The 25223-nt window shown below is 62.4% G+C and carries 23 protein-coding genes and 7 tRNA genes; 16 read left to right on the forward strand and 14 right to left on the reverse strand.

Going from position 1 to position 25223, the window contains the following annotated elements; genetic code table 11:
* Positions 1-6 precede the first annotated feature (6 nt).
* From htpX to msrB, 4 genes are all read right to left on the reverse strand, one after another.
* Positions 7-909, reverse strand: coding sequence for a protease HtpX (gene htpX / locus RS027_RS03930; protein ID WP_311954539.1), 903 nt, complete (start codon positions 907-909; stop codon positions 7-9).
* Between the two features lie 136 nt (positions 910-1045).
* Positions 1046-2293, reverse strand: a complete 1248-nt coding sequence (locus tag RS027_RS03935; protein ID WP_311954542.1) for a pyridoxal phosphate-dependent aminotransferase — start codon at positions 2291-2293, stop codon at positions 1046-1048.
* 28 nt (positions 2294-2321) lie between these two features.
* The gene (ylqF, locus tag RS027_RS03940; RefSeq protein ID WP_311954546.1) at positions 2322-3272 is read right to left on the reverse strand and encodes a ribosome biogenesis GTPase YlqF; all 951 of its coding nucleotides are present in this window, start codon (positions 3270-3272) and stop codon (positions 2322-2324) included.
* Between the two features lie 109 nt (positions 3273-3381).
* Entirely contained in the window at positions 3382-3780 is a 399-nt protein-coding gene (msrB, locus tag RS027_RS03945; RefSeq protein ID WP_311954548.1) for a peptide-methionine (R)-S-oxide reductase MsrB, read from the reverse strand.
* 227 nt (positions 3781-4007) lie between these two features.
* On the opposite strand from msrB, the gene RS027_RS03950 reads away from it, so the two are divergent.
* The 11 genes from RS027_RS03950 to RS027_RS04000 all read left to right on the forward strand — a co-directional run bounded on the left by RS027_RS03950 (position 4008) and on the right by RS027_RS04000 (position 8383).
* A tRNA-Glu gene (locus tag RS027_RS03950) sits at positions 4008-4083 on the forward strand.
* Between the two features lie 23 nt (positions 4084-4106).
* A tRNA-Gly gene (locus RS027_RS03955) sits at positions 4107-4181 on the forward strand.
* 2 nt (positions 4182-4183) lie between these two features.
* Positions 4184-4259 (forward strand) — tRNA-Glu (locus tag RS027_RS03960).
* 39 nt (positions 4260-4298) lie between these two features.
* Positions 4299-4373: transfer RNA gene (locus RS027_RS03965), tRNA-Gly, on the forward strand.
* 2 nt (positions 4374-4375) lie between these two features.
* Positions 4376-4451, forward strand: a tRNA-Glu gene (locus RS027_RS03970).
* A 42-nt stretch (positions 4452-4493) separates the two neighbouring features.
* Positions 4494-4568 (forward strand) — tRNA-Gly (locus RS027_RS03975).
* Positions 4569-4813: 245 nt separating this feature from the next.
* Positions 4814-5815, forward strand: a complete 1002-nt coding sequence (locus RS027_RS03980) for an ABC transporter ATP-binding protein (RefSeq protein ID WP_311954551.1) — start codon at positions 4814-4816, stop codon at positions 5813-5815.
* Positions 5812-6585 (forward strand): ABC transporter permease, encoded by a 774-nt coding sequence (locus RS027_RS03985; RefSeq protein WP_311954555.1) that lies wholly within the window; start codon positions 5812-5814, stop codon positions 6583-6585. Before RS027_RS03980 ends, RS027_RS03985 begins: the two co-directional genes overlap by 4 nt.
* 41 nt (positions 6586-6626) lie before the next feature.
* Complete coding sequence (gene queF, locus RS027_RS03990; protein ID WP_311954558.1) at positions 6627-7481, forward strand: NADPH-dependent 7-cyano-7-deazaguanine reductase QueF; 855 nt, start codon at positions 6627-6629, stop codon at positions 7479-7481.
* Positions 7482-7526: 45 nt separating this feature from the next.
* Complete coding sequence (locus RS027_RS03995) at positions 7527-8087, forward strand: NAD(P)H nitroreductase (protein ID WP_311954561.1); 561 nt, start codon at positions 7527-7529, stop codon at positions 8085-8087.
* A gap of 208 nt (positions 8088-8295) precedes the next feature.
* A tRNA-Ser gene (locus RS027_RS04000) sits at positions 8296-8383 on the forward strand.
* Between the two features lie 74 nt (positions 8384-8457).
* Here RS027_RS04000 and RS027_RS04005 read toward each other — a convergent pair.
* The 5 genes from RS027_RS04005 to RS027_RS04025 form a co-directional block, all read right to left on the reverse strand.
* Positions 8458-9186: a hypothetical protein gene (locus RS027_RS04005; protein WP_311954564.1), complete on the reverse strand. Its 729-nt coding sequence runs from the start codon at positions 9184-9186 to the stop codon at positions 8458-8460.
* A gap of 163 nt (positions 9187-9349) precedes the next feature.
* A complete protein-coding gene (locus RS027_RS04010; RefSeq protein WP_311954566.1) occupies positions 9350-10225 on the reverse strand; it encodes a hypothetical protein in 876 nt (291 codons plus the stop codon).
* Positions 10226-10535: 310 nt separating this feature from the next.
* Positions 10536-11555 carry a response regulator gene (locus RS027_RS04015; RefSeq protein ID WP_311954571.1) on the reverse strand — a complete coding sequence of 340 codons (1020 nt, stop codon included), beginning with the start codon at positions 11553-11555 and terminating at the stop codon, positions 10536-10538.
* A 26-nt stretch (positions 11556-11581) separates the two neighbouring features.
* Entirely contained in the window at positions 11582-13381 is a 1800-nt protein-coding gene (locus RS027_RS04020; RefSeq protein ID WP_311954574.1) for a sensor histidine kinase, read from the reverse strand.
* Entirely contained in the window at positions 13351-13872 is a 522-nt protein-coding gene (locus RS027_RS04025) for a putative pterin-binding protein (protein WP_311954578.1), read from the reverse strand. Before RS027_RS04025 ends, RS027_RS04020 begins: the two co-directional genes overlap by 31 nt.
* A gap of 238 nt (positions 13873-14110) precedes the next feature.
* Here RS027_RS04025 and RS027_RS04030 point away from each other — a divergent pair, with 238 nt between their 5' ends.
* From RS027_RS04030 to RS027_RS04040, 3 genes are all read left to right on the forward strand, one after another.
* Entirely contained in the window at positions 14111-15868 is a 1758-nt protein-coding gene (locus tag RS027_RS04030) for a VWA domain-containing protein (protein WP_311954583.1), read from the forward strand.
* A 215-nt stretch (positions 15869-16083) separates the two neighbouring features.
* Complete coding sequence (locus RS027_RS04035) at positions 16084-17583, forward strand: MFS transporter (RefSeq protein WP_311954590.1); 1500 nt, start codon at positions 16084-16086, stop codon at positions 17581-17583.
* A gap of 17 nt (positions 17584-17600) precedes the next feature.
* Positions 17601-18806: a DUF4236 domain-containing protein gene (locus RS027_RS04040; protein WP_311954596.1), complete on the forward strand. Its 1206-nt coding sequence runs from the start codon at positions 17601-17603 to the stop codon at positions 18804-18806.
* Between the two features lie 5 nt (positions 18807-18811).
* Here the strand turns inward: RS027_RS04040 and RS027_RS04045 are convergent, their stop codons facing one another.
* The 3 genes from RS027_RS04045 to RS027_RS04055 are packed head-to-tail and all read right to left on the reverse strand — an operon-like array spanning position 18812 to position 20246.
* Entirely contained in the window at positions 18812-19399 is a 588-nt protein-coding gene (locus tag RS027_RS04045; protein WP_311954600.1) for an SCO family protein, read from the reverse strand.
* Positions 19399-19848, reverse strand: a complete 450-nt coding sequence (locus RS027_RS04050) for a copper chaperone PCu(A)C (protein WP_311954602.1) — start codon at positions 19846-19848, stop codon at positions 19399-19401. Before RS027_RS04050 ends, RS027_RS04045 begins: the two co-directional genes overlap by 1 nt.
* A gap of 50 nt (positions 19849-19898) precedes the next feature.
* Complete coding sequence (locus RS027_RS04055) at positions 19899-20246, reverse strand: hypothetical protein (RefSeq protein WP_311954605.1); 348 nt, start codon at positions 20244-20246, stop codon at positions 19899-19901.
* A 235-nt stretch (positions 20247-20481) separates the two neighbouring features.
* Between RS027_RS04055 and RS027_RS04060 the strand changes: the two genes are divergently transcribed.
* Both RS027_RS04060 and RS027_RS04065 read left to right on the forward strand, forming a co-directional pair.
* Entirely contained in the window at positions 20482-22092 is a 1611-nt protein-coding gene (locus RS027_RS04060) for a BCCT family transporter (protein WP_311954607.1), read from the forward strand.
* A gap of 150 nt (positions 22093-22242) precedes the next feature.
* Positions 22243-22719 (forward strand): DUF411 domain-containing protein, encoded by a 477-nt coding sequence (locus tag RS027_RS04065; RefSeq protein ID WP_311954610.1) that lies wholly within the window; start codon positions 22243-22245, stop codon positions 22717-22719.
* Positions 22720-22848: 129 nt separating this feature from the next.
* Here the strand turns inward: RS027_RS04065 and RS027_RS04070 are convergent, their stop codons facing one another.
* Together RS027_RS04070 and RS027_RS04075 are read right to left on the reverse strand one after the other, a co-directional pair.
* A complete protein-coding gene (locus RS027_RS04070) occupies positions 22849-24306 on the reverse strand; it encodes an SLC13 family permease (RefSeq protein ID WP_311954613.1) in 1458 nt (485 codons plus the stop codon).
* A 54-nt stretch (positions 24307-24360) separates the two neighbouring features.
* Complete coding sequence (locus RS027_RS04075) at positions 24361-25083, reverse strand: phosphatase PAP2 family protein (RefSeq protein ID WP_311954617.1); 723 nt, start codon at positions 25081-25083, stop codon at positions 24361-24363.
* Positions 25084-25223: the final 140 nt, after the last annotated feature.

Raw genomic sequence — 25223 nt, forward strand, 5'->3', positions numbered from 1 at the left:
CAGAGCCTAGCGGCGGTAAGAGGCTTCCTGAATAGCGCGAATGCGATCATCCAGTGGCGGGTGGCTGGCAAACAGCTTTTCCATCAGCGACCGGGTCTGGCCCTGGGTAATCGCCATGGCGCGCAGGGTGTCGGGCATTTCATCGGCCGCCTGGGTTTCGGCCTTGAGCCGCTCCAAGGCGCCGATCATGGCTCCGCTTCCGGCCAGGCGCGCTCCGGCTTCGTCGGCGCGGTATTCGCGAAAGCGCGAGAACCAGGCGACGATGGTCGAGGCGGCAATGCCGAATACCACCTCGGCGACCATGACTACGGCGAAGTAGCCGAAAAAGCCCAGGCCACCGCCGTCATCGTCGCTGCGCAGGAGCTGGTCGACCAGGTGCGCTACCACTCGGGCAAAGAACATCACGAAGGTGTTCACCACGCCCTGGATCAGCGCCAGCGTGACCATGTCGCCGTTGGCCACGTGGCCAATCTCGTGGGCCAGCACGGCGCGGATTTCTTCCCGGCGCATACGGTTCAAAAGCCCCGCCGAGACGGCCACCAGGGCGTCGTCCTTGTTCCAGCCGGTAGCAAAGGCGTTGGACTGCTGGGCGGGGAAAATCCCTACCTCCGGCGTCTTGATGCCGGCCTCTCGGGCAAGCTCGGCCACGGTGTCCACGAGCCACTGCTCGGTTGCGTTGGACGGCTGCTCGATAATCGTCGTGCCCGTTGAGCGCTTGGCCATCCATTTGGAAATGAACAGCGATATCACCGAGCCCGCCATGCCGAACACAAAGCAGAAAATCAGCAGGCTGGTGAAGTTGAGGCCCTGGCTGGTGAGATAGCTCTCAACCCCAAGCAGGCGCAGAGTAACGCTGGCCACCAGCAGTACCGCCAGGTTGGTGGCAAGAAACAGTACGATTCGCATCATCGCTAAAGGCCTCCGTCAAGCCGGGATGATCAAACAGCAGCCGCCGCCCGGGCAATGGCCGCGCGGCGTGAAGATCCGTCAGAGCTAGCTATATATCGGTATTGCCGCCGGCTTTTCAAGCGCGGCGGCTCGCATTTTACTGCCGGTAGCGCGAGAGGAAGTTGGCGAAGCGGTCCAGGGCGTCGCCCAGCTGGTCGGCCCAGGGCAGCGTTACAATGCGCACGTGGTCCGGTTCGGGCCAGTTGAACGCGGTGCCCTGAACCAGCAGGATCTTTTCCTGCAGCAGCAGGTCCTGCACCATGCGCTGGTCGTCCTGGATATTGAACACCTTGGGGTCGAGCCGGGGAAAGGCGTATAGCGCGCCCTGGGGTTTGACGCAGCTAACCCCGGGGATGGCGTTGAGCTTGTCATAGGTGATGTCGCGCTGGGCCCGCAGGCGCCCGCCGGGCAGGATCAGATCGTTGATCGACTGATAGCCGCCAAGGGCGGTCTGAATGGCGTGCTGGGCGGGCACGTTGGCGCACAGGCGCATGGAGGCGAGCATGGTCAGCCCCTGGATGAAGCTCTCCGAGCGCTGCTTGGCTACGTTGCCGGAAAGCGTCATCCAGCCCGAACGGAAGCCGGCGCAGCGGTAGCTCTTGGACAGGCCGTTGAAGGTGATGACCAGCTGGTCGTCATCGGCCAGGGCGCCGGTGGCGGTGTGGGTGGCGTCGTCGTAGAGAATCTTGTCGTAGATCTCGTCGGCAAACACCACCAGGTCGTTGGCCTGGGCAATGGCCAGCAGCTCGCGTACGACCTCGGGCGGGTACACAGCGCCGGTGGGGTTGTTGGGGTTGATCAGCACAATCGCCCGGGTATGGGCGGTGACCTTGCGGCGGATGTCGTCCATGTCCGGGGTCCAGCCGGCCTGCTCGTCGCACAGGTAATGCACAGCGTGCCCGCCGGAAAGGTTGGCGGCGGCGGTCCACAGCGGATAGTCCGGCGCCGGGATCAGCACCTCGTCGCCGTCGTTTAACAGCGCCTGCAGCGCCATCACAATGAGCTCCGAGACGCCGTTGCCGATGTAGATATCCTCGATGTCGACGCCGGGGATCTCCTTGCGCTGGCACTCCTGCATGATCGCCTTGCGCGCGGAATAAAGCCCCTTGGAGTCGCAGTAGCCCTGGGCGGAGGGCAGGTTGCGCATGACGTCCTGGAGAATTTCTTCCGGCGCTTCGAAGCCGAACGACGCGGGGTTGCCGATGTTGAGCTTGAGAATGCGGTGGCCCTCGTCCTCCAGCCGCCGGGCGTGTTCCAGCACCGGGCCGCGAATGTCGTAGCAGACGTTGTTCAGCTTGTGGGACTTGTTGAGCGTAACCGGCTCGGGGAAGGTGAGGGTGTCCATGGCGCGTTTCCAGAAAAAGTAGGCGAAGTCAGGAGTCGTTCGGCGTTGGGTTCGAGGCGTCAGGCGCTTCCGGCGCTGGGATGTCCGCCGGCGTTTCCAGCGTCAGGCGGCCAAGTTTGCCGTCGCGCAGCTCGTGGAGCAGCACCTCGGCGCCGCGGTGCAGGTCCGCCACGCCGCCGGCGCGCAGGCCGCCGCGCTTGCGGGCAATCTCGCTAAGGATAGCGTGGCCGTCAAAGCCCGCCAGGGCGAGAAAGTCCGGGCGCTCGGGGCCGTCGCTATCCACGCTGCCTGGCGTCTCAGCGGCATAAGCCGGCAGCTCCTTGAGCTTGTAGCGCGCGCGAAGCGCCTCGGGGTAGCGCCTAGCAAGCTCGGCGCAGGTGACAATGGCGATGTCGGTGTATTCGATGGCGGTATCGCGGATGGCGCCGCTGGCCGCCAGCCGATAGGCGCTGGCTTGGTCTTCGATTTTGGGCCACAGCACGCCGGGGGTATCGGTCAGCGCCACGCGCCTGCCGATGGGCACTTTCTGCTGGCGCTTGGTTACCGCCGGCTCGTTGCCGGTGCTGGCAATCTTGCGCCCGGCCAAGCCGTTGATCAGGGTCGATTTTCCCACGTTGGGAATGCCCATGACCATCACCCGAACGTCGCGGTCGGCGCGTACCTGGCCGGCAAGCGTATGGCAAAGGTCGGGGATCTGCTTGAGCTCCCGGGCGTTGGTGGTGGTGACCGCCAGCGCCCGGGTATCGTCCTCGGCGTCAAAGTGGGCGACCCATTCGGCGGTGCGCTCGGGGTCGGCGAGATCCGCCCGGGAAAGGATCTTAAGCACAGGCTTGTGCCGGGTCAGCTGGGCAAGCATGGGATTGGCGCTGGAGTAGGGCAGGCGCGCATCGAGCACCTCGATCACCACGTCGATTTCGGGCAGCGCCTCCTTGATCTGGCGGCGCGCCTTGTTCATGTGACCGGGAAACCAGCCCAGCATGGCACTCTCCTGACAGCTTCCGGCAGCCCGCCCGGCGGCGCTGCAAAAAATCGGGCGCCCATTCTAACAGAAGGCGCCCGGACTGGCGTGCGTTGAGGCGCGACGAGGCTCATTCGTCGGGATGAAAATCCAGCGCCACGCCGTTGATGCAAAAGCGCTCGCCGGTGGTGTCCGGCGGGCCGTCGGGGAAAACGTGGCCCAGGTGGGCGTCGCACTTGGCGCAGGCTACCTCGGTGCGCGTCATGCCAAGGCTGGTGTCGTGATGCTCTTCCACGCTTTGCCGGCCGAGCGGGCGGTCAAAGCTTGGCCAGCCGCAGCCGGCGTCGAACTTGTGCTCGTTTTCAAACAGCGGCGCCCCGCAGCACACGCAGTGGTAGATGCCCTGGCCCTGGTGTACGTCGCAGTCGCTGGTGAAAGGGCGCTCGGTGCCTTTTTCCCGGGTGACCCGGTACTGCTCCTCGGTCAGCTGTTCGCGCCACTGTTTGGGCGTTTTTTCCAGTTTGGCCATGATAAGCCTCCTGTCGGTTCGCTCATGTATCTGCGCATGGTGTATCCGGTTAACGCTTTGCCGGTAGCGCTTGGGGTGCCTTGCCGTTATCAGACGCCGCGACGGCGCCCGGGTTCCTGCCGGCCCCGTTGCGCCGTATCCTGAGCGCTCGGAGCGAGGAAGATAAAACCTTGACACCCTGTAACCCGCTGAGTATCATACGCGCCACCTCGACGAGGCGATACAGCGTCCCATTCGTCTAGTGGTCCAGGACACCGCCCTTTCACGGCGGTAACAGGGGTTCGAACCCCCTATGGGACGCCACTTGTCACGTCAGGTATCGGTTTGCGGGAATAGCTCAGTGGTAGAGCATCGCCTTGCCAAGGCGAGGGTCGGGAGTTCGAATCTCCTTTCCCGCTCCAGTGTCCCATTCGTCTAGTGGCCCAGGACACCGCCCTTTCACGGCGGTAACAGGGGTTCGAACCCCCTATGGGACGCCAATCGATCAGCGAGAGCCCTGTTTCACAACGGGCAGCCAAGCGGGAATAGCTCAGTGGTAGAGCATCGCCTTGCCAAGGCGAGGGTCGGGAGTTCGAATCTCCTTTCCCGCTCCAGTGTCCCATTCGTCTAGTGGCCCAGGACACCGCCCTTTCACGGCGGTAACAGGGGTTCGAACCCCCTATGGGACGCCATCTCGCCTCACGCGTTGTCAACGTCGTGCCCCTCCAAGCGCTGCGGGAATAGCTCAGTGGTAGAGCATCGCCTTGCCAAGGCGAGGGTCGGGAGTTCGAATCTCCTTTCCCGCTCCAGGCGCACCGCCCTTACTTCGGGCCGATCGACTACCAAGCATCCATCATCGCCTTGCCTTACCGATACCCGCGCGGCTCAGGGCCGGGGTTTTGCATGCCTGCTCGTCACGCCCGTTGCAGTGGCTGTATACCGACCGGCGCCTTGAAAGTCCGGCTAATGCCCTAATATTGACAGATTATTAAACGATTCGTGTCTTCGCGTAGTCGTTGCGTACGTGTCTCACTTTTGTTGACAGGACAGCTTCATGGCCGAACCGGCATTGTCGATCCGTGGCCTGACCAAGGTCTACGGCAACGGCTTTCAGGCACTGAAAGGTATTGATCTGGACGTCGAGCAGGGCGATTTTTTTGCCCTGCTGGGCCCCAACGGCGCGGGCAAGTCCACCACGCTTGGGGTGGTGTGTTCGCTGGTACAAAAAACCGCCGGGCAGGTATCGCTGTTCGGCATCGATATCGACCGCGATTTTGCCCGGGCCAAGTACCAGCTGGGCGTGGTGCCCCAGGAATTCAACTTCAACCAGTTCGAGCGGGTGATCGATATCGTCATCGCCCAGGCCGGCTACTACGGCATGCCGCACCGGGAAGCGCTGCCCCGGGCCGAGCAGCTATTGTCTGACCTTGGCCTGTGGGATAAGCGTCACGGCAGCGCGCGGATGCTCTCCGGCGGCATGAAGCGCCGGCTGATGATCGCCCGAGCGCTGATGCATCGGCCCAGGCTGCTGATCCTCGACGAGCCCACCGCCGGCGTGGATATCGAGCTTCGGCGCAGCATGTGGGAATACATGCGCCGCATCAACCGCGAGGAAGGCACCACCATCATCCTCACCACGCACTACCTGGAAGAGGCAGAAAGCCTGTGCCGCAACATCGCCATCATCAACCACGGCGACATCATTCGTAACACCAGCGTGCGCAGCCTGCTGGCCGAGCTGGATGCGGAGACCTTCCTGCTCGACCTCACGCGCCCGCTGGACTCGGACGAAGTGCCGACCATCGAAGGCTTTGAGGTGTACCAGAGCGAGCCCGCCCAGCTGGCGGTGGTCATCCGCCGCGGCCAGCGGCTTAACAGCATCTTCGAGGCGCTTAGCGCCAAGGGCATCCAGGTGACGTCCATGCGCAACCGCGCCAACCGGCTGGAAGAAATGTTCGTCTCGATGGTGAACGACGAGGCGGAAGACGCTGGCCAGACGGCGGCTGCGAATGGCCAGGAGGGGGCCGCAGGCGAAAAAGAGGAGGAGAGGGCATGAACGCCACCCAGACACTGGTCGCGCTGTGGACGCTGGTCATCAAGGAAATCAAGCGCTTTACCCGCATCTGGCCGCAGACGCTGCTGCCGCCGTCGATCACCATGGCGATGTACTTCATCATCTTTGGCAATCTGATCGGCTCGCGCATCGGCACCATGGACGACTTCAGCTATATGGACTTCATCGTCCCCGGACTGATCATGATGGCGGTGATCACCAACAGCTATTCCAACGTGGCCTCGAGCTTTTTTTCCAACAAGTTCCAGCGCAGCGTGGAAGAGATGATGGTCTCGCCCATGCCCAGCTGGGTGATTCTCTCGGGCTTCGTGCTCGGCGGCATGGCCCGGGGGCTGGGTGTGGGCGCCATCGTCACCGTAGTGTCGCTGTTTTTCACCCAGCTGAGCGTGGCGCACCCGCTGCTTACGCTGCTGGTGGTCATTCTGACCTCGGCGCTGTTTTCCGTCGGCGGCTTTATCAACGCGCTGCTGGCCAACAAGTTCGATGACGTCTCCATCGTGCCGACTTTCGTGCTCACGCCGCTGACGTATCTCGGCGGGGTGTTTTATTCCATCTCGCTGCTGCCGGATTTCTGGCAGGGCGTGTCGATGCTCAACCCCATCCTCTACATGGTCAACGCCTTCCGCTTCGGCATACTCGGCGTCTCGGACATTCCCGCCGTGTGGGCGCTGTCGGCATCGCTTGCGTTCATTGCCGTCCTTTATACCGTTGCGCTGGTAATGCTTGAACGCGGCTACGGCATCCGCAGCTAAGCCCCGTTGCATCCCGCAGGCCAGATACAAGGAGACTTCCGATGAGCGATACCCCCGCAACCCTTGAGCACTCCCCGCTGGGGCGCAGCGCTACCTACCCCGATCAATACGATGCCTCGCTGCTCTTCCCCCTGGCCCGGGCGGAGAACCGCGCCGCGCTGGGGTTGGCTGAAGGCGACGCGCTGCCGTTTACCGGCGAGGACGAATGGCACGGCTACGAGCTTTCCTGGCTCAACGCCCGGGGCAAGCCGGTGGTGGCGGTGGGGCGCTTTCGCCTGCCCGCCGACGCGCCAGGCCTGATCGAGTCCAAGTCGTTCAAGCTCTACCTCAACAGCTTCAACCAGACCCGGTTTGCCAGCGGCGAAGAAGTCGCCGCCACGCTTGAGCGCGACCTTTCCGCCGCCGTTGGCGGTCGCGTCAGCGTTGACCTTTTAACGGTTGACGACGACGCGCTCACCCCGCGTCGGCTCCCCGGCGAGTGCATCGACGAACTGGATGTCGCGATCAGCGATTACACCCCCGACCCGGACCACCTGGGCGTAGAAGGCGGCAGCGCCGCGGATGCCGACATCGTCGAGGAAACCCTGCATTCGCACCTGCTCAAGTCCAACTGTCCGGTCACCGGCCAGCCGGACTGGGGCAGCGTAATGGTGCGCTACCGCGGGCCGAAGCTCGACCGCGAAGGGCTTCTGCGCTACCTCGTCGGCTTTCGCCTGCAGCAGGGCTTTCACGAGCACTGCGTCGAGCAGATCTTTACCGACCTGGTCGCCAAAGCCGCCCCTGAGGAGCTCTTGGTACTGGCCCGCTACGTACGCCGGGGCGGGCTTGATATCAGCCCCTGGCGCGCCACGCCGGGCCTGCGCCCGCCGAGCCCGCTGCGGCTGGCACGGCAGTAACCCCCGCGCTAGAGTAGCGCTCCTACCGCTGAAACGGAGTCACTGATGGATGCACTGACGCTTCTGCACGAACGCCGCTCCATGGGCAAACTCATGGCCCCGGTCCCCGAAGGCGAGGCCCTGGAAGCTATCTACCAGGCGGCCCTGCGCGCCCCGGACCATAAAGAGCTGCGCCCCTGGCGCTTTATCGAGTTTACCGGCGAGGGCCGCGAGCGCCTGGGGGAGGTTTACGCCGAAGCCGAGTTCCAGGCCGACCCCGACGCCAGCGACACCGTGCTCGCCAGCGCGCGCAAAAAGCCCCTGCGCGCGCCGATGCTGATCGCCGTGGTGGCCAGGGTCCAGCCCGACGTGCCCGGCGTGCCCCGGCTTGAACAGGTGCTCTCTGCCGGCTGCGCCGCCCACGCCATGCTGCTGGCGACCTACGCCCAGGGCTTTGGCGCTATGTGGCGCACCGGCAAGTACGCGTTTGACCCGGTGGTGCACAAGGGGCTGGGCCTGGAAGACGACGACGAGCTGATCGGCTTTTTGTACGTCGGCACCCCCGGCGGCCGGCTGAGGCCCGCCCCCGAGCACGATATCGCCGACTTCGTCGAGCGCTGGGATTAAGCCGCGCCTGAGTGCCTTTCAAGGGCGTCCTATCCGCCGCTCGCGTTTCCCAAAAGCGGCCCGCTACGCGGTGCTCTCCGCCGGCGTTTAGGCTCTGCCATCAGGAGAAGCGACAAAAAACCTTGTCATTCCCCGCCTTAGCCATTAATATACGCGCCGTTCTCGCGGATAAAGGCAAGCGCCCACCCCGTGCAGAACGACAGTTTGCGGAGGAGTGTCCGAGTGGTCGAAGGAGCTCGCCTGGAAAGTGAGTAAGTCGAAAGGCTTCGAGAGTTCGAATCTCTCCTCCTCCGCCAGAATATAACGAAGAAGCCCGCCTAGAGCGGGCTTTTTTGTGTCTGGAGGCGCTAGCCGTCAATCACGAGGCGTGTCAAGGTGCTCCCATGCCGCCCATCTGGCTTTGCAGGTCCATCGGTTCGGCAGGTAGCTCAAAGGCGGAGGCAGGCGGGTCGGCGCGCTGGATCGATTCAAGCCTGAGTTGATCGCCAAGGCGCAGCAGACCTCGATCCTTGCCAGGGAGGGCATCCAGCCAGCTCTGTCCCATTTCCTTGCTGGCCATGCCGTCCATCACGCCGAAATAGGCGTGGGTCATTTCCACGACCAGAGGATCGTCGGTGAAGACGACTTCGTCGGGGCCGTCGTCTTCGTCAAAAAGATTCGACTGCACCTGATAGACTCGGCCCTCGAAGCCGGCTAGGGTTTCGGTTCTGCCGGTCGCTTGGGTTGAAAAGCTTTCGTCGAGCGAGTCTTTATCATCCTGACCCTCTCCCTGATTGGTCATGGAATGCATCATCTCTATCATGGCACCTATATCGATGACTTCTATATCGCCGTCGCTGCGGCTTACCGTATATGTCTTGCCGTCCAGGCGGAATAGCGAGCTGTCTTCGTCAAAATCCATCCGTACCGTATCGGCGTCCTGCCAGGTAATGGAAATCTCGGTTGGACCCGTTTTAATCGCTTGATTGCCAATCGGCATGGAGTGACCGGCTTCTATCAGAGTAGCCTTGCCGCCGGCCAGCGCAAGGCCAGGCAGGAGAAGGAAAAGCGCGGCTGCAGGCCGGAGTCGAGTAGGAAAATTCCGTTGTTGTTGGTTCATGTTGTTTTTCCGCTGTGGGTGTGATGGCTATCTAAGTAGTAGAGCGCTTGGTGCACTATGGCACAGTGTTTTTTCCCGCCACTTCCTGTTCCTGCCGGCTATGGCCCCACTCTTTGGCTTTGCTCTTCAGCTCGCCGAACTGGCCGGATAGGGAATCCAGTTTCTACTCCCATTCCGGATCGGGCTGCTGATCTTGGGTAACCTTGAAGAACACTTGCATCAGGGCGGTCATGGCAAAGGGTTCAATCACGGCCTGTTTGACGCCCCAGGCAAATACCAGCGTCACGGCGAAGGTAAGGACGCCAGCGGTGCCGGGAAATAGTGCGACCAGGCCGGCTACCGGGGCCAAAATCAGCAGGAATACGCCAAGCGTCAGCCCCCAGGTAATAAAGGTGAGCAGTACGGCATTGGTCAAAAAGGCCTTGTAGTTCTGGGCGTAAAGAATCAACGCGCTACGGCTGGTAGCCCAGGGGTTGTCGCTGCGGGTGCGGATGTTATGGGCGAGGATAACTTCATCCAGGTAGGTGAGTGAGAGGCGGATGACGGTGTTGACGAGCTTGGCCAGCCCTTCGATACCGGGAATGGGAAGAATCGCTGCCAGGGTAAAGAAAGTGCGATTGAATGCCTTGATAACACCCTTGATCAGCTGGTCAACGCCGAACAGCACGTTGGACTCGGTGAAGCGTTCTCTAACTACGCTCTGGGCATAATCCAGCTGGCCCCGGCCGCCGGGAATCCTGCTGCCGTCCATCAGCTCGACCAGCACGGCGATGTGGCCGGCCTTTACCATGTACAGCAGGTATTCGCGCAAGAAATACATCACTGCACCGGCCAGGCCGAACCCGAGAAGGCCGCCCCAGGTAGCTCCCCCGCCGGCATTGCCGAATACCGCTCCGGCAGTATAGCCCACGCCTGCACCGGCGCCGGTGGCTAGCACATAGCTCAGCGTAATGCCGAAGTAGACCAGAAAGCGAAAGATCAAAAATGGCATAGTGCGGCGCAGCAGGCCGAGAATAGTGCCCACTTGAAAGTCTTTCATGGTAGATACTCCGTCACCCCGTTGGTGGCGCTTAAGACCGGCGCCTGGTCGGCGACCTGCACCACCCTATTGAAGACGCTCGGCGCTGCAAAAAGCAGCAAAAGAGCGGCAACGCCGAGAATAAAGAAAGCCTGGGAACGCAGCCGACCGTCGACGAAAAAGCACTTTCAGTTTATGGAACAAACGCTGATGGCGCCCCGTTTGAATGAACTGGGACGTGGGAAATATCAGCAGGTAGGCGGGATATTAAAACGGCTGTGTTAACGAAGGTGCATGAAGAAGTGGCCTCGTTGGACCACTTCAACGCGAGTCATCCTGATTGAACCATCATTGGGCCGGCGAGTATCAGTGCAATGAGATCGGCCTGACGGTGAGTTCTGGTTTTATCGAACAGGTTGCGCATATGGAAGGCGACAGTCGTTTGAGTAATGCCAAGCTCTTCGGCGATATCCGCCTTGCGTGCGCTGCCGGCCAGCGCTCCGGCGACCCGCGCCTCGGTCGGCGTCAGGTCAAAGAGTTCCATCAGCAGCGTTTTTGATGCCCGCTGACGAAAGTGCGAAGCAGAAAGAAACACCGCGACGCCGGGCCGTTGCCACGAATTTTCCGCTGTGGCCTGGGGTAGCGCGCAAACTAATGCCGATACGCTGTTTTCTTGCTGTTCTCGTTGGAGCATGACGCCCATCACCTTTTCTTCACCGCCCACGGCGGCGTTATTAACGTCGCCAAGTGCCGCCTGTAGCGCTCGGTTGGAAAATCTATCAAGCGCTTGAATACCCGTTTCATCAATGCGCACAACATTGGCATCGTCGGCCATATGTCGAGCTGCGCGATTAACACGAGTCGTTTTTCCCTGATCATCAAGCAGTACGATACCCAGGGCAATAAGATCCAGCGCCTGATCGGCGCCGTCGCCGGACAGGCCGCTAACGGCTTTGTGTAGCGTTGCAACCTCATCACGGTGCTGCTGGCGAAGGCGCTTCACCTGGCGCAGATGGGCTTCAACAGTTGCCAGCATCAGGTCGTAATCGAGCGGCTTGACCAGGTAGTCATCGGCGCCCAGCAGCTTGCCCTTGACCACTTCGCGGGGCTCGGCCAGTGCCGTCAGAAAGATAAACGGCGTAGCAGCGAACTCGGGGTGCCGGGCGCGAAGAGTGTCAAGCAGCTCGTAGCCGTCGAGGCCGGGCATGGTGATATCGCACAGCAGTAGATCCGGTGCGGTGTTTATCAGCAGCGTTAGTGCCTGCTGGCCATCAGCCGCCACGCAGGTGCGGTAGCCGGCTTCCTGCAACTCTTCGGCAATATCATTGCGCAGCGCCTGCTCATCTTCCACCACCAGGATTAGCGCAGTTGTTGCGATCATGTCTTTGCTCCTGCTACGCGGGGCAGCGTTAAACGAAAGGTAACCCCGTGGCTATCCGGCTGAAGGCTAAGTTCGCCGCCTTGCATGCGTATCAGGGTGCGTGCCATGAATAGCCCGATACCGGTACCGGCAATACCGACGCTGCTGGCGCCGCGGTAGTTGCGTTCAAAAAGATGCGCACGATCGTGCTCGGGAATCGGCTCGCCATCGTGATGCACGTCGCAGGACAGCGTTTGCTCGTCGCCGTGCATACTTACCGTAATGGAAGCTTCGGGGGGTGCGTACTTTATGGCATTGGACAACAGGTTCTCCAGCACATGCTCGGCATGTGCCGGATCGCAGAGGGCGATACTGTCGTTATCGCTTTCCTTGTGCAGCACGAGCCGGTGGCTTGGTGTGGCCTGACGCTGGCGCGTGCAGACAGCCTCAACGATCTTGCCCAGGTCGCACTCGACCTGGCGCGTGCTGATCTGGCCGGCATCCAGCCTGGCGGTATCCAGCGTGCTGTCTACCAACCGCGTCAAGCCGGCAATGGCACCACGGGCACGGTTTGCGCGCTCGATGATTTCATCCGGCCGGGCTCGGGAGCCTCGGCGTATCAGCCGCTGCAGGGCCGAGTCTGCCACTGCCAGCGGCGTACGAAATTGATGTGACACCATGGCCGCAAAATTACGATAAAGCTCTGCCGCCGATCTTTCGCGCTGCAAGGCACTGTCCAGATCCTGGGTGCGTTCAATAACCAGCTCTTCCAGCCGGTCGCGGTCGAGAGCTTGTTTTTGTTGGGCAGCGTACCGGTCTGAGGCGTCGTGCAGTAGTAAAATGGCCCCCAGAACAGCGCCGTCGTCGCGCATCGGAAAGGCGTGCAGGTCCACATGCAGGGTTGTCGCACCGCCGGGCTGAATCAGCGGCTGTAGCGTCAACCGCGATGCGGTACCGTCAAGCGCTCGGGTAACGCCTTGATCCACCGCCGGCGTAGCAAAGAAATTGGCGATGTCTGCCAGCGCCTTGCCCATTGCCTGGCCTTCTGACTTGCCGGTAATGTCGGCCATGGCGGAACTCCACAGCGTACAGCGTCCGTCGTTGCCCACCGCCAGAATGCCCTCGCCGCTGGAAGCAATCAGCAGCGCCGAAAAATCGCGCTCCCGGCGCAGCATCCGGTTGCGACGATGGGACTGACGCAGTGCCTGAATCAGCGTCACGGTCAGGACAGCGCCTGCGATCATAATGCCGACGAGCGAAGCAATGGCCTGATGGAGCTGCTGGCGCTGGGCTTCCAGGCGTCCGCCGAGATCATCCCACTCGGTGATCATGGCCACATTGGCGGCTTGACCCAGGCGGCGTGCAAAAGGTGCTAGTTGACTGCGCAGGCCGGGGCCGGCATTGGGGGTAAAAGCGGCGATCTCCGGCACCAGGCTATCCAGCGTACGGCTTAGCTGATCCAGCGTGTCGGTAAAGTTAATCTGCTCGATAAAGCGATGCTGCGGTCCGGCGTGGAGCAATGCAATCCGGCTTTGCAGAATGTCGAAGCGTAGGGCAACGTCGTCCGTTGATGCGGCCCCCGCTTCTGCCAGAGCAATGGTGCTGGTCAGGCGCAGCGCCGCGACTTCTGCCTGGTGCAGCACCCAGAGCATGTTCTGCTCGGCATCGACTCGCATGTTGCTTTCCACATCCAGCATGCGAATCAATGAGAACGCCAGTAGCAACGCAAAGGCGGGCACGGCCGCCAGCGGCAGCCAGATGCCGAAAATGGATGAACTGCGGCGCTTCATTGCACCTCCAGTCGGTAGAGTTGCCATACCCAGCGATAATCATAGCGGATATCCTGCAGCGCCTTATGCGCATCGCGCGGGTAGACAATCCACAATGGCCCCTTGCCTGCTCGTTTTAAGCGCTTGCCGTCCATGGCGTAGGCCACGATTACATTAAACCGGTAAAAATCCTCCACGGGGATGTTCACGGCGTAGTCGTTAAGTGCCATGGCGGTTACTTGGCTGCCCTGGATATCCATCTGCTCCAGCAGATCGCGCATTAAAAAGCCGCGAAATTCGTGCGTGCCGTCGGTCACTACTGTAGAGGTAGTCAGCGTCGCGTTGGGCAGTGCGCGTAAGTCTGCCCGGGTTAGGTCGACGGTTTTGCCACGGGTATTGCCCGTTATCTGAAGTAAAGTCTGCTTCGGCGCTGCGTCTTTCGCTGCTACCGATTCGGGTAGCCGGGGCGCGCTGTTGGCAAGGGTGGCCGTGCCTATCAGGGTAAGTCCGCCGAGCCATATTGTGAATAATCGCCACATGATTCATCTCCTGTCGAGCCATGGAGTGTGTTAGCTAGTGTAGTCGTTTGACTCAGAGCATGGTTCGGCTCGGTTTTCCTGTCTGATTAAACGGGGGCAAGTGCAGCACCAGCTGCGAACATGAGGGGCAAGGCATAAAGTGCGTGGGCCATAGGCGAGTGCCCGTAGCGTGTGTCCATGGCTGATGTTGATAAAGAGTGTTCGTGGCTAGTGCGGGGCAGTACAGGAGAGAAAACCAATGAAACGGCTTATATCAACGCTGTTAGCTGCTCTGGCGGCAGCCGGCCTTGCCTGTGCCGCCGAAGCGCAGGCGAAAGAGGATGTGGTCATTGTCTACGACGCATCAGGCTCCATGTGGGGACAAATTGACGGCGTGAGCAAAATGGAAATTGCTCAGAGCGTGATGGCCGATCTGATCAATGAGTGGGATGAAAATACGCCTTTGGGGCTGGTGGCCTACGGGCATCGCCGCCAGGGTGACTGTGAGGATATTGAAACCCTTATCGAGCCTGGATCGTTAAACAAAACGGACTTTATCAACACCGTTAATGCGATTAGGCCCAAGGGCAAAACGCCTATCTCGGCTTCGCTTGAGCACGCTGCCGACCTGCTTTCGTACCGTGATAGCCAGGCGACTATCGTGCTGATTTCCGACGGGCTGGAAACCTGTAATGCCGATCCCTGCGAGCTTTCCGAGCAGCTTGCTCGGCAGGGCGTCAGGCTGACGACCCACGTAGTAGGCTTTGACCTGGAAGCCGATGCCCACAAGAGCCTTGCCTGTATTGCCGACAACACCGGCGGCATCTTTGTGCCGGCCAACAGTGCCGCCGAGCTGCATGACGCGCTGGCTCAGGTGCAGGTTGTCATGGAGCAACCGGAACCTCAGCCGGAACCTCAGCCGGAACCGGAGCCGGCGTTGCCCGGCGTTGAGCTGACCGCACCCGAGCAGGCGACTACCGGGGCACATTTTACGGTCAGCTGGAGCGATAGCGTTGCTACCAATGACTATTACACCGTGGTGCCGGCAGGTGCTGACGAGGGAGAAACGGGAGACCGGGGTCTGGTGCGTGAAAAAAACGAAGATACGCTCAAGGCCCCCGCCGAGCCGGGGCTCTATGAAGTGCGCTACATATTGCGCGAGGGCATGAAGACATTGGCCAGTGCCCCCCTGGAGGTGGTGGCGGCTGAGCTTGGCATCAGCGCACCCGAGCAGGCGACTACCGGGGCACGTTTTACGGTCAGCTGGAGCGATACTATCGCTACCGACGACTATTACACCGTGGTGCCGGCGGGGGCTGACGAGGGCGAAACGGGAGATCGGGGGCTGGTGCGTGAAAAAAGCGAGGGCACGCTGACCGCTCCCGCCGAGCCGGGGCTCTATGAAGTGCGCTATGTATTGCGCGAGGGCATGAAAACGCTTGCCAGCGCCCCGCTTGAGGTAGTCGATGCCGACGTGACTATCAGCGCCCCTGACATAGTACGCGCCGCTACGCCTGTCACGGTCAGCTGGAGCAGTACGATCGCCACCGATGATTACTACACCGTTGTGCCGGCGGGTGCTGACGAGGGAAAAACGGGAGACCGTGGGTTGGTGCGTGAAAAAAGCGAGGGCAAGCTCACCGCTCCCGCCGATCCGGGGCTTTATGAGGTGCGCTACATATTGCGCGAAGGCATGAAAACGCTTGCCAGCGCCCCGCTTGAGGTGGTTGCTGCCGATGCCCCGCTGGATAGCGGCGCAGGCCTTGATGTTCCCAGCAGCGCAAAGGCAGGTGAAACCGTCACGATTACCTGGCGCGGGGGTAGCGGCAGTCAAGATCAGCGCATTGCTCTGGCGCGTAAGGATCAGCCGGAATTCAGCTGGATCAGCGTTCAATCTATCGGTGAGGAAAAGTCCATGGAGATTACCATACCGGATGAATCAGGCACCTATGAGGTCCGATTTTTGGACGTTGCCGGTCGCGAACTGCTGGGCCGTTCGGTGATTAAGGTGCAATAAGCACGTCGTATTCGGTGGCCATGTTTGCCGCCGCTTTGCGTTGAATGAAAGGCTTCTCAGACCTTGGCTTGCCTACAACCTCACTTCTCGGGGATAGGCCGCTAACCGGCTGTTATACTCAATGCCCGGGGCGCTCGCGATGGCCGGCGCCCCTTTATTTTGCCGTTGCGTATAGTTGCCGGCGGGTTTGCCGGGTGAAAGGGGAGCGGTTATTCGTGCACAAGCAGGTTGAGTCAAACGCAGCAGAGTATGACGTAACGCAGGACCCGATACGCTGGCGCATCCTGATCGTGCTGCTGGGGGCGATTGCCATGTCGCTGATCAGCGTGAGCATCGTCAACGTGGCGTTGCCCTCGGTGCAGCAAGGGCTGGGGGCGTCGCAGTCGGATTTGCAGTGGGTACTCTCGGGCTATGCGCTGACGTTCGGCGTGGTGCTGGTCGCGGCTGGCCGGGCGGGTGATATCATGGGCCGCGGGGGCATTTTCATCATCGGGGTGACGGTGTTTACCGCCGCCTCGATCGCCTCGGGGCTGGCGCCTAACGCCACCGCGCTCAACGCCGCGCGGTTTGTCCAGGGCGTGGGCTCGGGGCTTTTGAATCCCCAGGGCGTGGGCATGATCCAGCAGTATTTTCGTGGCAGCGAACGCGGCCGGGCGTTTGGCTACTTCGGCAGCGTGGTAGGGGTCTCGGTGGGCATTGGCCCGCTGCTCGGCGGGCTTTTGATCGAGCTTGGCGGTGCCGATATCGGCTGGCGGCTGACGTTTCTGGTCAACGTGCCCATCGGCGTGCTGACGCTGATCCTGGCCTTTGCCTGGTTCCCCCGGCCGCTGCTGAGCGGCGGTGGCGGGCCGCGCGGGAGCGCGAGCGTTTCCCACCGGCTTTTGCATATCGGCCGCTCGCTTGACCCGGTGGGCTCCCTGCTATTGGGCCTGGCGGTGTTCGCGGTGCTGCTGCCGTTCATGGAGGCGCGCAACTCGCCGCTTACCTGGCTGTGGCTGCCGGCAGGCCTGGCGCTGGTGGTGGCCTGGGTGCGCTGGGAGCGCCACTATGCCCGCCAGGGGCGAAGCCCCATGGTAGACCTGAATATCTTTGCCACCCGCAGCTTCACCAACGGCTCGCTGATCATGACGCTGTACTTTCTGGGCATGACCAGTATCTGGGTGCTGGTGGCGCTTTATATGCAGGAAGGTATCGGCCGCTCGGCGCTGGAAGCGGGGACGGTGGGCATCCCTTCGGCAATGATGTCGGCCTTTGCCGCCAACTGGGCAGGCAAGCGCGTATCGCGCTATGGTCGTAAAGTGGTGGTCGGCGGGCTGTGCTGCGCCATTTTAGGGCTTTTGCTGTGCATTACGGTGATTCTGCTGCACGCCGGTGGGTATATCAGCCCCTGGTGGCTGATGGCGTCGCTGGCGTTGGTGGGCACGGCCCAGGGCGCGGTGGTCAGCCCCAACCAGACGCTGACTCTTGCCGAGGTGCCGCTGGCCTACGCCGGAAGCTCCGGGGCGATCATGCAGACCGGCCAGCGCATCGGCACCTCGGTGGGCATCGCGGTGATTACCGCGGCGGTGTTTGGCCTGCTTAAGGTAACGTCCTGGTCGGTCGCGGCGGCTAGCGGCTTTGGGATTATTGCGCTGGTGATCTGCACAGCGCTTATGGTGGCGATCAAGGATCAGCGCGACCGAGTGCGCAGCGGGCGTGTATCGACAAAGGGTTAGGCAAGCGGGAGGCAGTCATGGCATTTCGTTTTCGGCGGCGTATTACGTTGGCGCCCGGCGTGCGGTTGAATCTGAGCAAGCGCGGAGCGGGGGTCTCCGTGGGGCCGCGCGGGGCAAGCATTACGCTGGGGCCGAGCGGGGCACACGCCCATGCGGGGGTTCCCGGCACCGGCCTTGGGTATCGTACCCGGCTGAATAAAAAGGGCGATAGCACCAAGTCAGGGTCGGAGGCGAAAACGGAGGCACCGCGGGAAGAGGGCGGCACGCTTGAACTTGAGCTTGCGATCGATGAACGGGGCTACGTCAGCTATTTCCATGCCGACGGCACCCCCCTGAGCGAGGCCGAGGCCCGGGACGTTCGCCGCGATGGCGAAGACGCCATTCGCCAGCGGCTGCAAGCGCTCTGCGAGCAGCGCAATGCCGACCTGGTGGCGCTTGGTCAGCTGCACCACGATACGCCGGCCCCCACGCTTGGCGGCTACACGCCGCGGCCGTTCATCGAAGCGCCGCCGGCGGCGCTCAGCACGCGGCCGCTGCGCTGGTGGCACCGGTTCTGGCCCCCGGGCGAGCGCCGGCGCCTCAATGACAATAGGCGTCGCCGCGCCGCTTTCGACAAGGCCTATCGCCAGTGGGAGTGGCGCAAGGCCGAGTTCGACGCCGCCGAATTTGCGCGCCAGCAGCGCGAATCCCGGGGCGTCTGGGATGACCTTGATGCCATGGCCAGGACGCTTCAGGAGCGCCTGGAGGAAATCGACTGGCCCCGGGAAACCGCGGTCGATTTCGATCTGGGCGCGGACGAGCGCACCATCGCGGTGGACATCGCCCTGCCCGGCGAAGACGAAATGCCCGACTGCGAATGGGGCATGCCGGCCAAGCGGCTCAAGCTGACGCCCAAAAAGCTCAGCGCCACGCGCCAGCGCCAGCTCTATCGGGATCACGTCCACGGCATTGCCTTTCGCGTGCTGGGGGCGGTCTTTGCCCGCCTGCCGGCGGTGCGCGAAGCGCGGGTGTCGGGCTATCGCCAGGCGGCGGATGCCGCCACTGGCGAGGCGCGCGATCAGTATCTGTACAGCATCAAGGTGACTCGGGAGCGCTGGGAGCGCATCCACTTCGATGCCCTGGAGCAGATCGACCCGGTCGCGGCGGCAGAGGCGTTTACCCTGCGAAGGGACATGACCAAAACCGGCATCTTCCGCGATATCGAGCCGTTCAAGCTGGTGTGAGGCGCTTATTTCAGCAGCGCTTCCAGGTCGTCGATGAGCGCTGCGTCGGAGTCCGTGTCTCGGGTGAGAAAGGCCGGCTCGCCGTCCCGGCCAAAGGCCATCACCGCGCTTGAGTGCGTCACCGCATAGTCGCCGTCGGCATCCTTGTCGCCGTAGCTGTAGTGCACCCGGTAGCGGTTGGTCACGGCGTCGATCTGCTCTTTGCTCCCCGTAAGCCCCACAAACCGGGGGTGGAAGGCGTCGGTATAGGCTTCAAGCACCTCAGGCGTGTCCCGGGCCGGATCCACCGAGACGAACAGCACCTGCACCTGGTCGCGCTCCTCGGCGTCCAGCTGGCGGATCACCGAGGCCAGCCGGGCCAGAGTGACCGGGCAGACGTCGGGGCAGTGGGTATAGCCGAAAAACACCAGCGCCGGCTTGCCCGCATAGTCGCTTTCGTCCACGGTCCGGCCGTTTTCATCGGTCAGGGTAAAATCCAGCGGCGGCAAGCGGTCGGAGATATCGGCGGTGCGCCATTCACGGGCCTCTTCGCAGCCGGCCACTGTGATGAGTACCGCCAGGGCGGCAAGCCCGAACAGAAGTCGCTTTAACATCAGCGCTCTGCCGGTGAGACTACGTCAAAGGTCACGCTCAGCGGGTCGCGATGCTGGAATTCAAGCTCGACGGCGACGCTGTCGCCCACGGCGAGATCAGCGCTTCGCTGCATGAACATCAGGTGGTGGCCCCTGGGGGCGAAGGTGAAAGCGTCATCCGGCGCCACCTCGACGGCGTCAACCGCGTGCATGTCGGCCATGCCGTCCTCTTCGGTGCTGACGTGCAGCATCACCTTGTCGAAGGCCTCGCTCGCCGCACCGGTGAGGGCGACAGGGGCGTCGCCGTTGTTGTGCAGGGTGAAGTAGCCGGCGCCGGGAAGGTCGCCGGGAAGCAGCCGCAGTTTGGCGTCGGTGGCTTCAAGCTCGGCGGCGGCAGCGCTGCCGGCAGCCAGCAGCAAGACGCCCAGCAGCAGGGTGGGCAGGCGGTGGGTAAACGAAAGCGCGGGCATGGCATGGCTCCTGTGTCATGGGCGGAAAACGTGTCATGGGACGAAAAAGGCTAGCGGGTATCCCGGCAGATGGCCGAGAGATCGCAGTGGGAGGTAAACGCACGGGTGCTGACATCGCGCACCACCCGGTGGTTGACCGTATCGTAGAAAAACGACGCGTAGCCGCCCTCGCCGTCCAACGGGCGGTAGGAGCCGCAGACGCCGTAGCCGTATTGGACCTCCTGGAGGTTGCGCAGCTCGAAGACGCTGGCGGCGGTCTGCTCGGCCAGGGCCTGCTGAATGTCAGCTTCGACGCCGTTGGCGGATACCGCCTCGCCGCCGAATATCAGCGCGCCAAGCGCCACGCTTACCACAACCGGCAGGGCGAGGACCAGCCAAAAAGAGCGAGAAGTTGTCATGGATCAAGTTTATGCCGATCGCCTATGGCGAGCAACGCCGTGCGACATTATGGCGCTCGACTCCCGGAGCGAGCGAATCTGCCGTCTTGGCCGAACGCGATATTCGACACCCGGCGGTTGTGCTTCTAATCTGAAAAGCGAAGCAGGGCGCTGACCGGAGCGGGCGGCCGCACGCTGCGGGCTTTTTCTACTGCCTTGTTTCCCCTTCCCTTTCTCTACCACAAGGATAACAACGATGGAGAAACTGGCGCGCAGGCTTGGACTGAGGACGGACCCCGTTATCTTTTTTGTGGCAGCGGGCATCATGGTGGTGTTTTTGATCACGCTGCTGCTGATTCCCGAAACGATTGAGGAGGCATTCGGCGCCGGGCGCCTGTGGATTGTGACCAACCTGGGCTGGTTTTTCATTTTCGGCGTGACCAGCTGGGTAGTGTTTCTGCTCTGGGTGGCCATGAGCCGCTACGGCGCCATTCGCCTGGGCGGCAACGACGCCAAGCCCGACTACGGCAACGTGTCCTGGTTTACCATGCTGTTTGCCGGCGGGATCGGCACCGTGCTGATGTTCTGGGGCGTGGCCGAGCCGATATCGCACTTTTCCAACCCGCCGCACCCGGACGTGGACGCCTTTACCGTGGAGGCCGCCGACGACGCCATCGGCTTTGCCATCTACCACCTGGGGCTGCATACCTGGGCGATTTTTACCCTGCCCGGCCTGGCCTTTGCCTACTTCATTTACCGCTATGATCTGCCCATGCGCTACAGCTCGGTGTTCTACCCGCTGATCGGGGATCGCATCTACGGCCCGCTGGGCAAGACGTTGGACGTTTTTGCGGTACTGGGCACGCTGTTCGGGGTGGCGGTGTCCATTGGCCTGGGCACCCAGCAGATCAACGCCGGCCTTAGCGAGCTGTTCGGTATTCCCAACGCCGTCGCGCCCAAGGTCATCATCATCGCGCTGCTGACAGCGGTTGCCGTCGGGTCGATCGTTGCCGGGCTGGACGCGGGGATCAAGCGGCTCTCCAATATCAATATCGGCATGGCCGTGGGGCTGATGTTTTTCGTGCTGTTTACCGGCTCCACGGTATTTTTGCTGCGCGCCACCATCGAGACGTTCGGTCTCTATATGGCCAACATCGTGCCCATGGCATTCTGGAACGACACCCTGGCCCAGTACCAGCAGCAAAACGGCGGTTGGGGCTGGCAGGGCAACTGGACGGTCTTCTACTGGGCATGGACGGTGACCTGGTCGCCGTTTATCGGCATTTTCGTGGCGCGGATCTCCCGCGGGCGCACTATTCGCGAATTCGTTCTCGGGGTGCTGTTTGCGCCGTCGGTTTTTACCCTGGTGTGGTTCTCGATTTTTGGCTGGTCGGCCATGGAGATCGACGGCATCGGCGCCGACGCTCGCGCAGCCCTGGGCGAGCAGGCCGGCGCGCTGTCCGCCGCGGTGGAAGAGAGCATACCGCTGGCCATGTTCGCCTTCTTCGAGCACTTCCCCTTTGCCACCGTTATCAAGGGGCTGGCGGTGCTGATCGTGGCTATCTTTTTTGCCACCTCGTCGGACTCGGCGTCGCTGGTGGTTGACATGCTGTGCACCGGCACGCCGGACCCGGGCCCCGTACGCCAGCGCCTGTTCTGGGGGATTTCCGAGGGGGTGCTCGCGGCCATGCTTATCGTGCTGGCCGGGGAAACCGGGCTTTTAGCGCTGCAGCAGGTGATTACGGTGATCGGTCTGCCCATTTTCATTCTGGCGTTCATCATGATGATCGGGCTGTTCCGCGGTCTGCGCCAGGAGGATATCCAGAAAGCCAGCGTAGGCGAGCCGCCGCGTACCGAGGATTTGTAAAAAAACGCCCGGTTTCTTGCCGCCGATCAAGGTGATGGCGATTGGCGGCCTGCCGGAGGGCAACGCCGCTTGACCCCGGGGCAGCCCGCAGGTTGTATGCTCTATCGAACGCCGGCAGGCCGCGAACCGTGGCGTCAAAGCGCCGGGCTAATGAACGCACCTGAATGCATCAACACGGAGAACGCCATGCGCCGCGTATTCACCCCGCTACTGCTGGCCGGCCTGACCTCACTGAGCGCCACCGCCGCCCAGGCCGCGCTACCGGAAACCGCCACGCTGTATAAGAACCCGCAGTGCATGTGCTGCGACGGCTACGCCCGCCATCTTGAAGAGCACGGCGTCGATGTCACCGTGGTAAGCGACAGGGACATGAATGAGGTCAAGACGCAAGCCGGCGTGCCCTACGGCAAAGGCTCCTGCCATACGATCAAGGCCGGCGACTACTGGATTGAAGGCCACGTGCCCATGGCCGCGCTGGAGGCCTTTTTCGAGGAGGCGCCGGCAACTGCCGGTATCGGCCTGGCCGGCATGCCCAGCGGCACGCCGGGGATGCCGGGCGCCAAAACTGAGCCGTACAACGTCTACACCTTCAGCGAACATGAAGCGACGCCCTACATGACGCTTTAAGCCGAACGCAAACGGCGCAACGCGCCCCCGATGGCTGCCATCGGGGGCGCGTTGCTATGCAGGCTTGGTCAATCAGGCCCCGGTATCGCCGGCGCCTCGCGTGGCGCCGGCGATCAGAGCGGCAGGGCGCTACCAGAGAAGCGTAATCAGCAGGTAGACCAGCAGGGTGACGACGGCGGTGCCCGCCAGGTTGAGGGCGAAGCCGGCGCGGATCATGGACTGGATCCTCATGTGCCCGGTGGCAAACACGATGGCGTTGGGCGGCGTGGCCACCGGCATCATGAATGCGCAGCTGGCGGCAATGGCGGCCGGCACCGTAATCAGCAGTATTTCGTGGTTGATGGACACCGCCAGGGCTCCCAGCAGGGGCAGAAAGGCCGCGGCCGTTGCGGTGTTGGAGGTAACCTCGGTCAGGAAGATAATGACCAGCACCACGGCGGCAATCAGCGCAAGCAGCGGCACCGTGCTCAGCAGGGCAAGCTGCTCGGCGATCCAGTCGGCGAGCTCCGACTGGGTGATGGCCCCGGCCAGCGCCAGGCCGCCGCCAAAGAGCAGCAGCACGCCCCACGGCAGCTTTTCCGCTTCCGGCCAGCTGAGCAGGCGCTGGCCGTTCTGCTGGCCGCTGGGAATCAGGAACAGCGCAATGCCGGCGGCAATGGCAATGCCGGTATCCGAGAGCCAGTCGAGGCCGGCGTTGTTAAGGAGCGGACGGCAGATCCAGGCCAGCGCGGCCAGCACGAAGACGCAGCCCACGCGCTTTTCTGCCCGGCTCATGCGGCCCAGGCGCGCCAGCTCCTGGCGGATCATGGCGCCGCTGTCCTCGCCGGTGTTGATGTTGAAACCGCCGCGGCTAAGCCACAGCCAGGCCAATGCCATCATGGAAAGGCTGACGGGGACGCCGACCAGCATCCACTGGGCAAAGCCGATGTCGATGTTCTGCTCGTTGAGCAGATAGCCTGCCAGCAGCGCGTTGGGCGGCGTGCCGATCAGAGTGGCGATACCGCCGATGCTAGCGGAGTAGGCGATGGCCAGCAGCAGCGCGGTGGCGTAGCGCGCAAGCTCTTTGGGGTCGCTGTCATCGAGCAGGGTGATCACCGACATGCCGATGGGCAGCATCATGATCGACGTTGCGGTGTTGGAGACCCACATGCTCAAAAAGCCAGTCGCCAGCATAAAGCCGGCAATCTGGCGCCGGGGCTGGGCGCCGACGAGGCGCAGTACCAGCAGGGCAATGCGCCGATGCAAGTCCCAGCGCTGCATGGCGATGCCGATCAGAAAGCCGCCCAGGAACAAGAAGATGATGGGGTTGGCGTAGCTGGCTGAGGTTGCCTTGACGGTGTCGATCCCGAACGCCGGCACCAGCACCAGGGGCAGCAGCGACGTGGCCGGAATCGGGATGGCCTCGGTGGACCACCAGGTCGCCATCAGCAGGGCAATGCCCAGGCACGACCAGGCGGCCTCCGACATGCCGGCCGGGGCCGGCAAAATCCATGTTATCAGCAGCCACAATGGCCCCAGAATCAGGCCGATACGTGCAGCAGTGCCTGAACCGGAAGCGTTTTCGTGCGCTTCTTCATGCTCTCCCATGTTGTGTCTCCCGGAGTGTCTTGCGGCTGCCCGAGGCGAACGTCGCTGGCCGGCTCAGTGGGGCCGGCGCACACGCAGGGCAGCGAGTTTCTGTTCGCCGCGCTCAAGGGCGCGAGTGATGGCGGCGCTGCTTTTACGCGCAATAGGCGTACACAGCACCCAGGGTAGCAGCAGCACGATGGACAGCGAACCGACGAGCACGTCGCTTAGCCAGTGCGCACCTGCCATGACCCGGGGCACCACCGCACAGGCTACCAGCAGCAGACTGGCAATGCGCGTGGCACGGTCGCCGAAGGCGAGCATAAAGGCGGCAAATATCATCGCCATGATGCCGTGATCGCCGGGGAAGCTGTTGCCGGCCTGATCCTTGGTGGCAAAGTGCACGAGCTGCGAAAGCAGGTTGGCGTCGTCGAATACCTTCGTCGGGCTGGGGTGGGAGTAGGTAATCAGGTTGCGCACCAGCTCGTTCATCAGCCCGGCGGTGATCAGCATGGTTACGCCGATGCCGAACCAGCGCCGATACCCACCTCGCCTGTCGCGGTAGCTGGCGCTGACCATGATCGCCAGCATGGCGAACATGATGACCATGTCAAACTTGCGGTTGTTGAGCGCGGCAAGAAGCATGGTCCAGCGCGGGTTGTCGACGCTGATGGTGTGATTGAAAAACCAGAAAACGGCGTCGTCAAGGTAGGCCCAGACGGTAAACGACGGTAGCGCCCAGCTGAGCAGCAGGGCAGCGCCGAGGGCATTGAGGATCAGGATTCGGCGAGCGGGCATGGCTGTCTCCGAGGCGCAACGGATAAAAAATCCCGCCGGCTTCCAAAGCAGGAGGTTAGCAACGGGAGATAGCTATTCTCCCGTTAAAAACACCGTTTTAAAACCGGCGGGCGTTACTTTATCAGCTTAGCGGTTAGTCC

The sequence above is a fragment of the Halomonas garicola genome, assembly GCF_031935715.1.
Taxonomy (GTDB): domain Bacteria; phylum Pseudomonadota; class Gammaproteobacteria; order Pseudomonadales; family Halomonadaceae; genus Vreelandella; species Vreelandella garicola.

Bases quoted from the DNA above. Each gene is read 5' to 3' on its own strand.
- queF (WP_311954558.1), top strand. From the start codon at position 6,627: ATGAGCGATACCCCCGCAACCCTTGAGCACTCCCCGCTGGGGCGCAGC.
- RS027_RS03980 (WP_311954551.1), top strand. From the start codon at position 4,814: ATGGCCGAACCGGCATTGTCGATCCGTGGCCTGACCAAGGTCTACGGC.
- RS027_RS04005 (WP_311954564.1), bottom strand. From the start codon at position 9,186: ATGAACCAACAACAACGGAATTTTCCTACTCGACTCCGGCCTGCAGCC.
- RS027_RS04010 (WP_311954566.1), bottom strand. From the start codon at position 10,225: ATGAAAGACTTTCAAGTGGGCACTATTCTCGGCCTGCTGCGCCGCACT.
- RS027_RS04025 (WP_311954578.1), bottom strand. From the start codon at position 13,872: ATGTGGCGATTATTCACAATATGGCTCGGCGGACTTACCCTGATAGGC.
- RS027_RS03935 (WP_311954542.1), bottom strand. From the start codon at position 2,293: ATGGACACCCTCACCTTCCCCGAGCCGGTTACGCTCAACAAGTCCCAC.
- htpX (WP_311954539.1), bottom strand. From the start codon at position 909: ATGATGCGAATCGTACTGTTTCTTGCCACCAACCTGGCGGTACTGCTG.
- msrB (WP_311954548.1), bottom strand. From the start codon at position 3,780: ATGGCCAAACTGGAAAAAACGCCCAAACAGTGGCGCGAACAGCTGACC.
- RS027_RS04050 (WP_311954602.1), bottom strand. From the start codon at position 19,848: ATGCCCGCGCTTTCGTTTACCCACCGCCTGCCCACCCTGCTGCTGGGC.
- RS027_RS03985 (WP_311954555.1), top strand. From the start codon at position 5,812: ATGAACGCCACCCAGACACTGGTCGCGCTGTGGACGCTGGTCATCAAG.
- RS027_RS04040 (WP_311954596.1), top strand. From the start codon at position 17,601: ATGGCATTTCGTTTTCGGCGGCGTATTACGTTGGCGCCCGGCGTGCGG.
- RS027_RS04065 (WP_311954610.1), top strand. From the start codon at position 22,243: ATGAACGCACCTGAATGCATCAACACGGAGAACGCCATGCGCCGCGTA.
- RS027_RS04055 (WP_311954605.1), bottom strand. From the start codon at position 20,246: ATGACAACTTCTCGCTCTTTTTGGCTGGTCCTCGCCCTGCCGGTTGTG.
- RS027_RS04075 (WP_311954617.1), bottom strand. From the start codon at position 25,083: ATGCCCGCTCGCCGAATCCTGATCCTCAATGCCCTCGGCGCTGCCCTG.
- RS027_RS04070 (WP_311954613.1), bottom strand. From the start codon at position 24,306: ATGGGAGAGCATGAAGAAGCGCACGAAAACGCTTCCGGTTCAGGCACT.
- RS027_RS04030 (WP_311954583.1), top strand. From the start codon at position 14,111: ATGAAACGGCTTATATCAACGCTGTTAGCTGCTCTGGCGGCAGCCGGC.
- ylqF (WP_311954546.1), bottom strand. From the start codon at position 3,272: ATGCTGGGCTGGTTTCCCGGTCACATGAACAAGGCGCGCCGCCAGATC.
- RS027_RS03995 (WP_311954561.1), top strand. From the start codon at position 7,527: ATGGATGCACTGACGCTTCTGCACGAACGCCGCTCCATGGGCAAACTC.
- RS027_RS04020 (WP_311954574.1), bottom strand. From the start codon at position 13,381: ATGGCAACTCTACCGACTGGAGGTGCAATGAAGCGCCGCAGTTCATCC.
- RS027_RS04060 (WP_311954607.1), top strand. From the start codon at position 20,482: ATGGAGAAACTGGCGCGCAGGCTTGGACTGAGGACGGACCCCGTTATC.
- RS027_RS04045 (WP_311954600.1), bottom strand. From the start codon at position 19,399: ATGTTAAAGCGACTTCTGTTCGGGCTTGCCGCCCTGGCGGTACTCATC.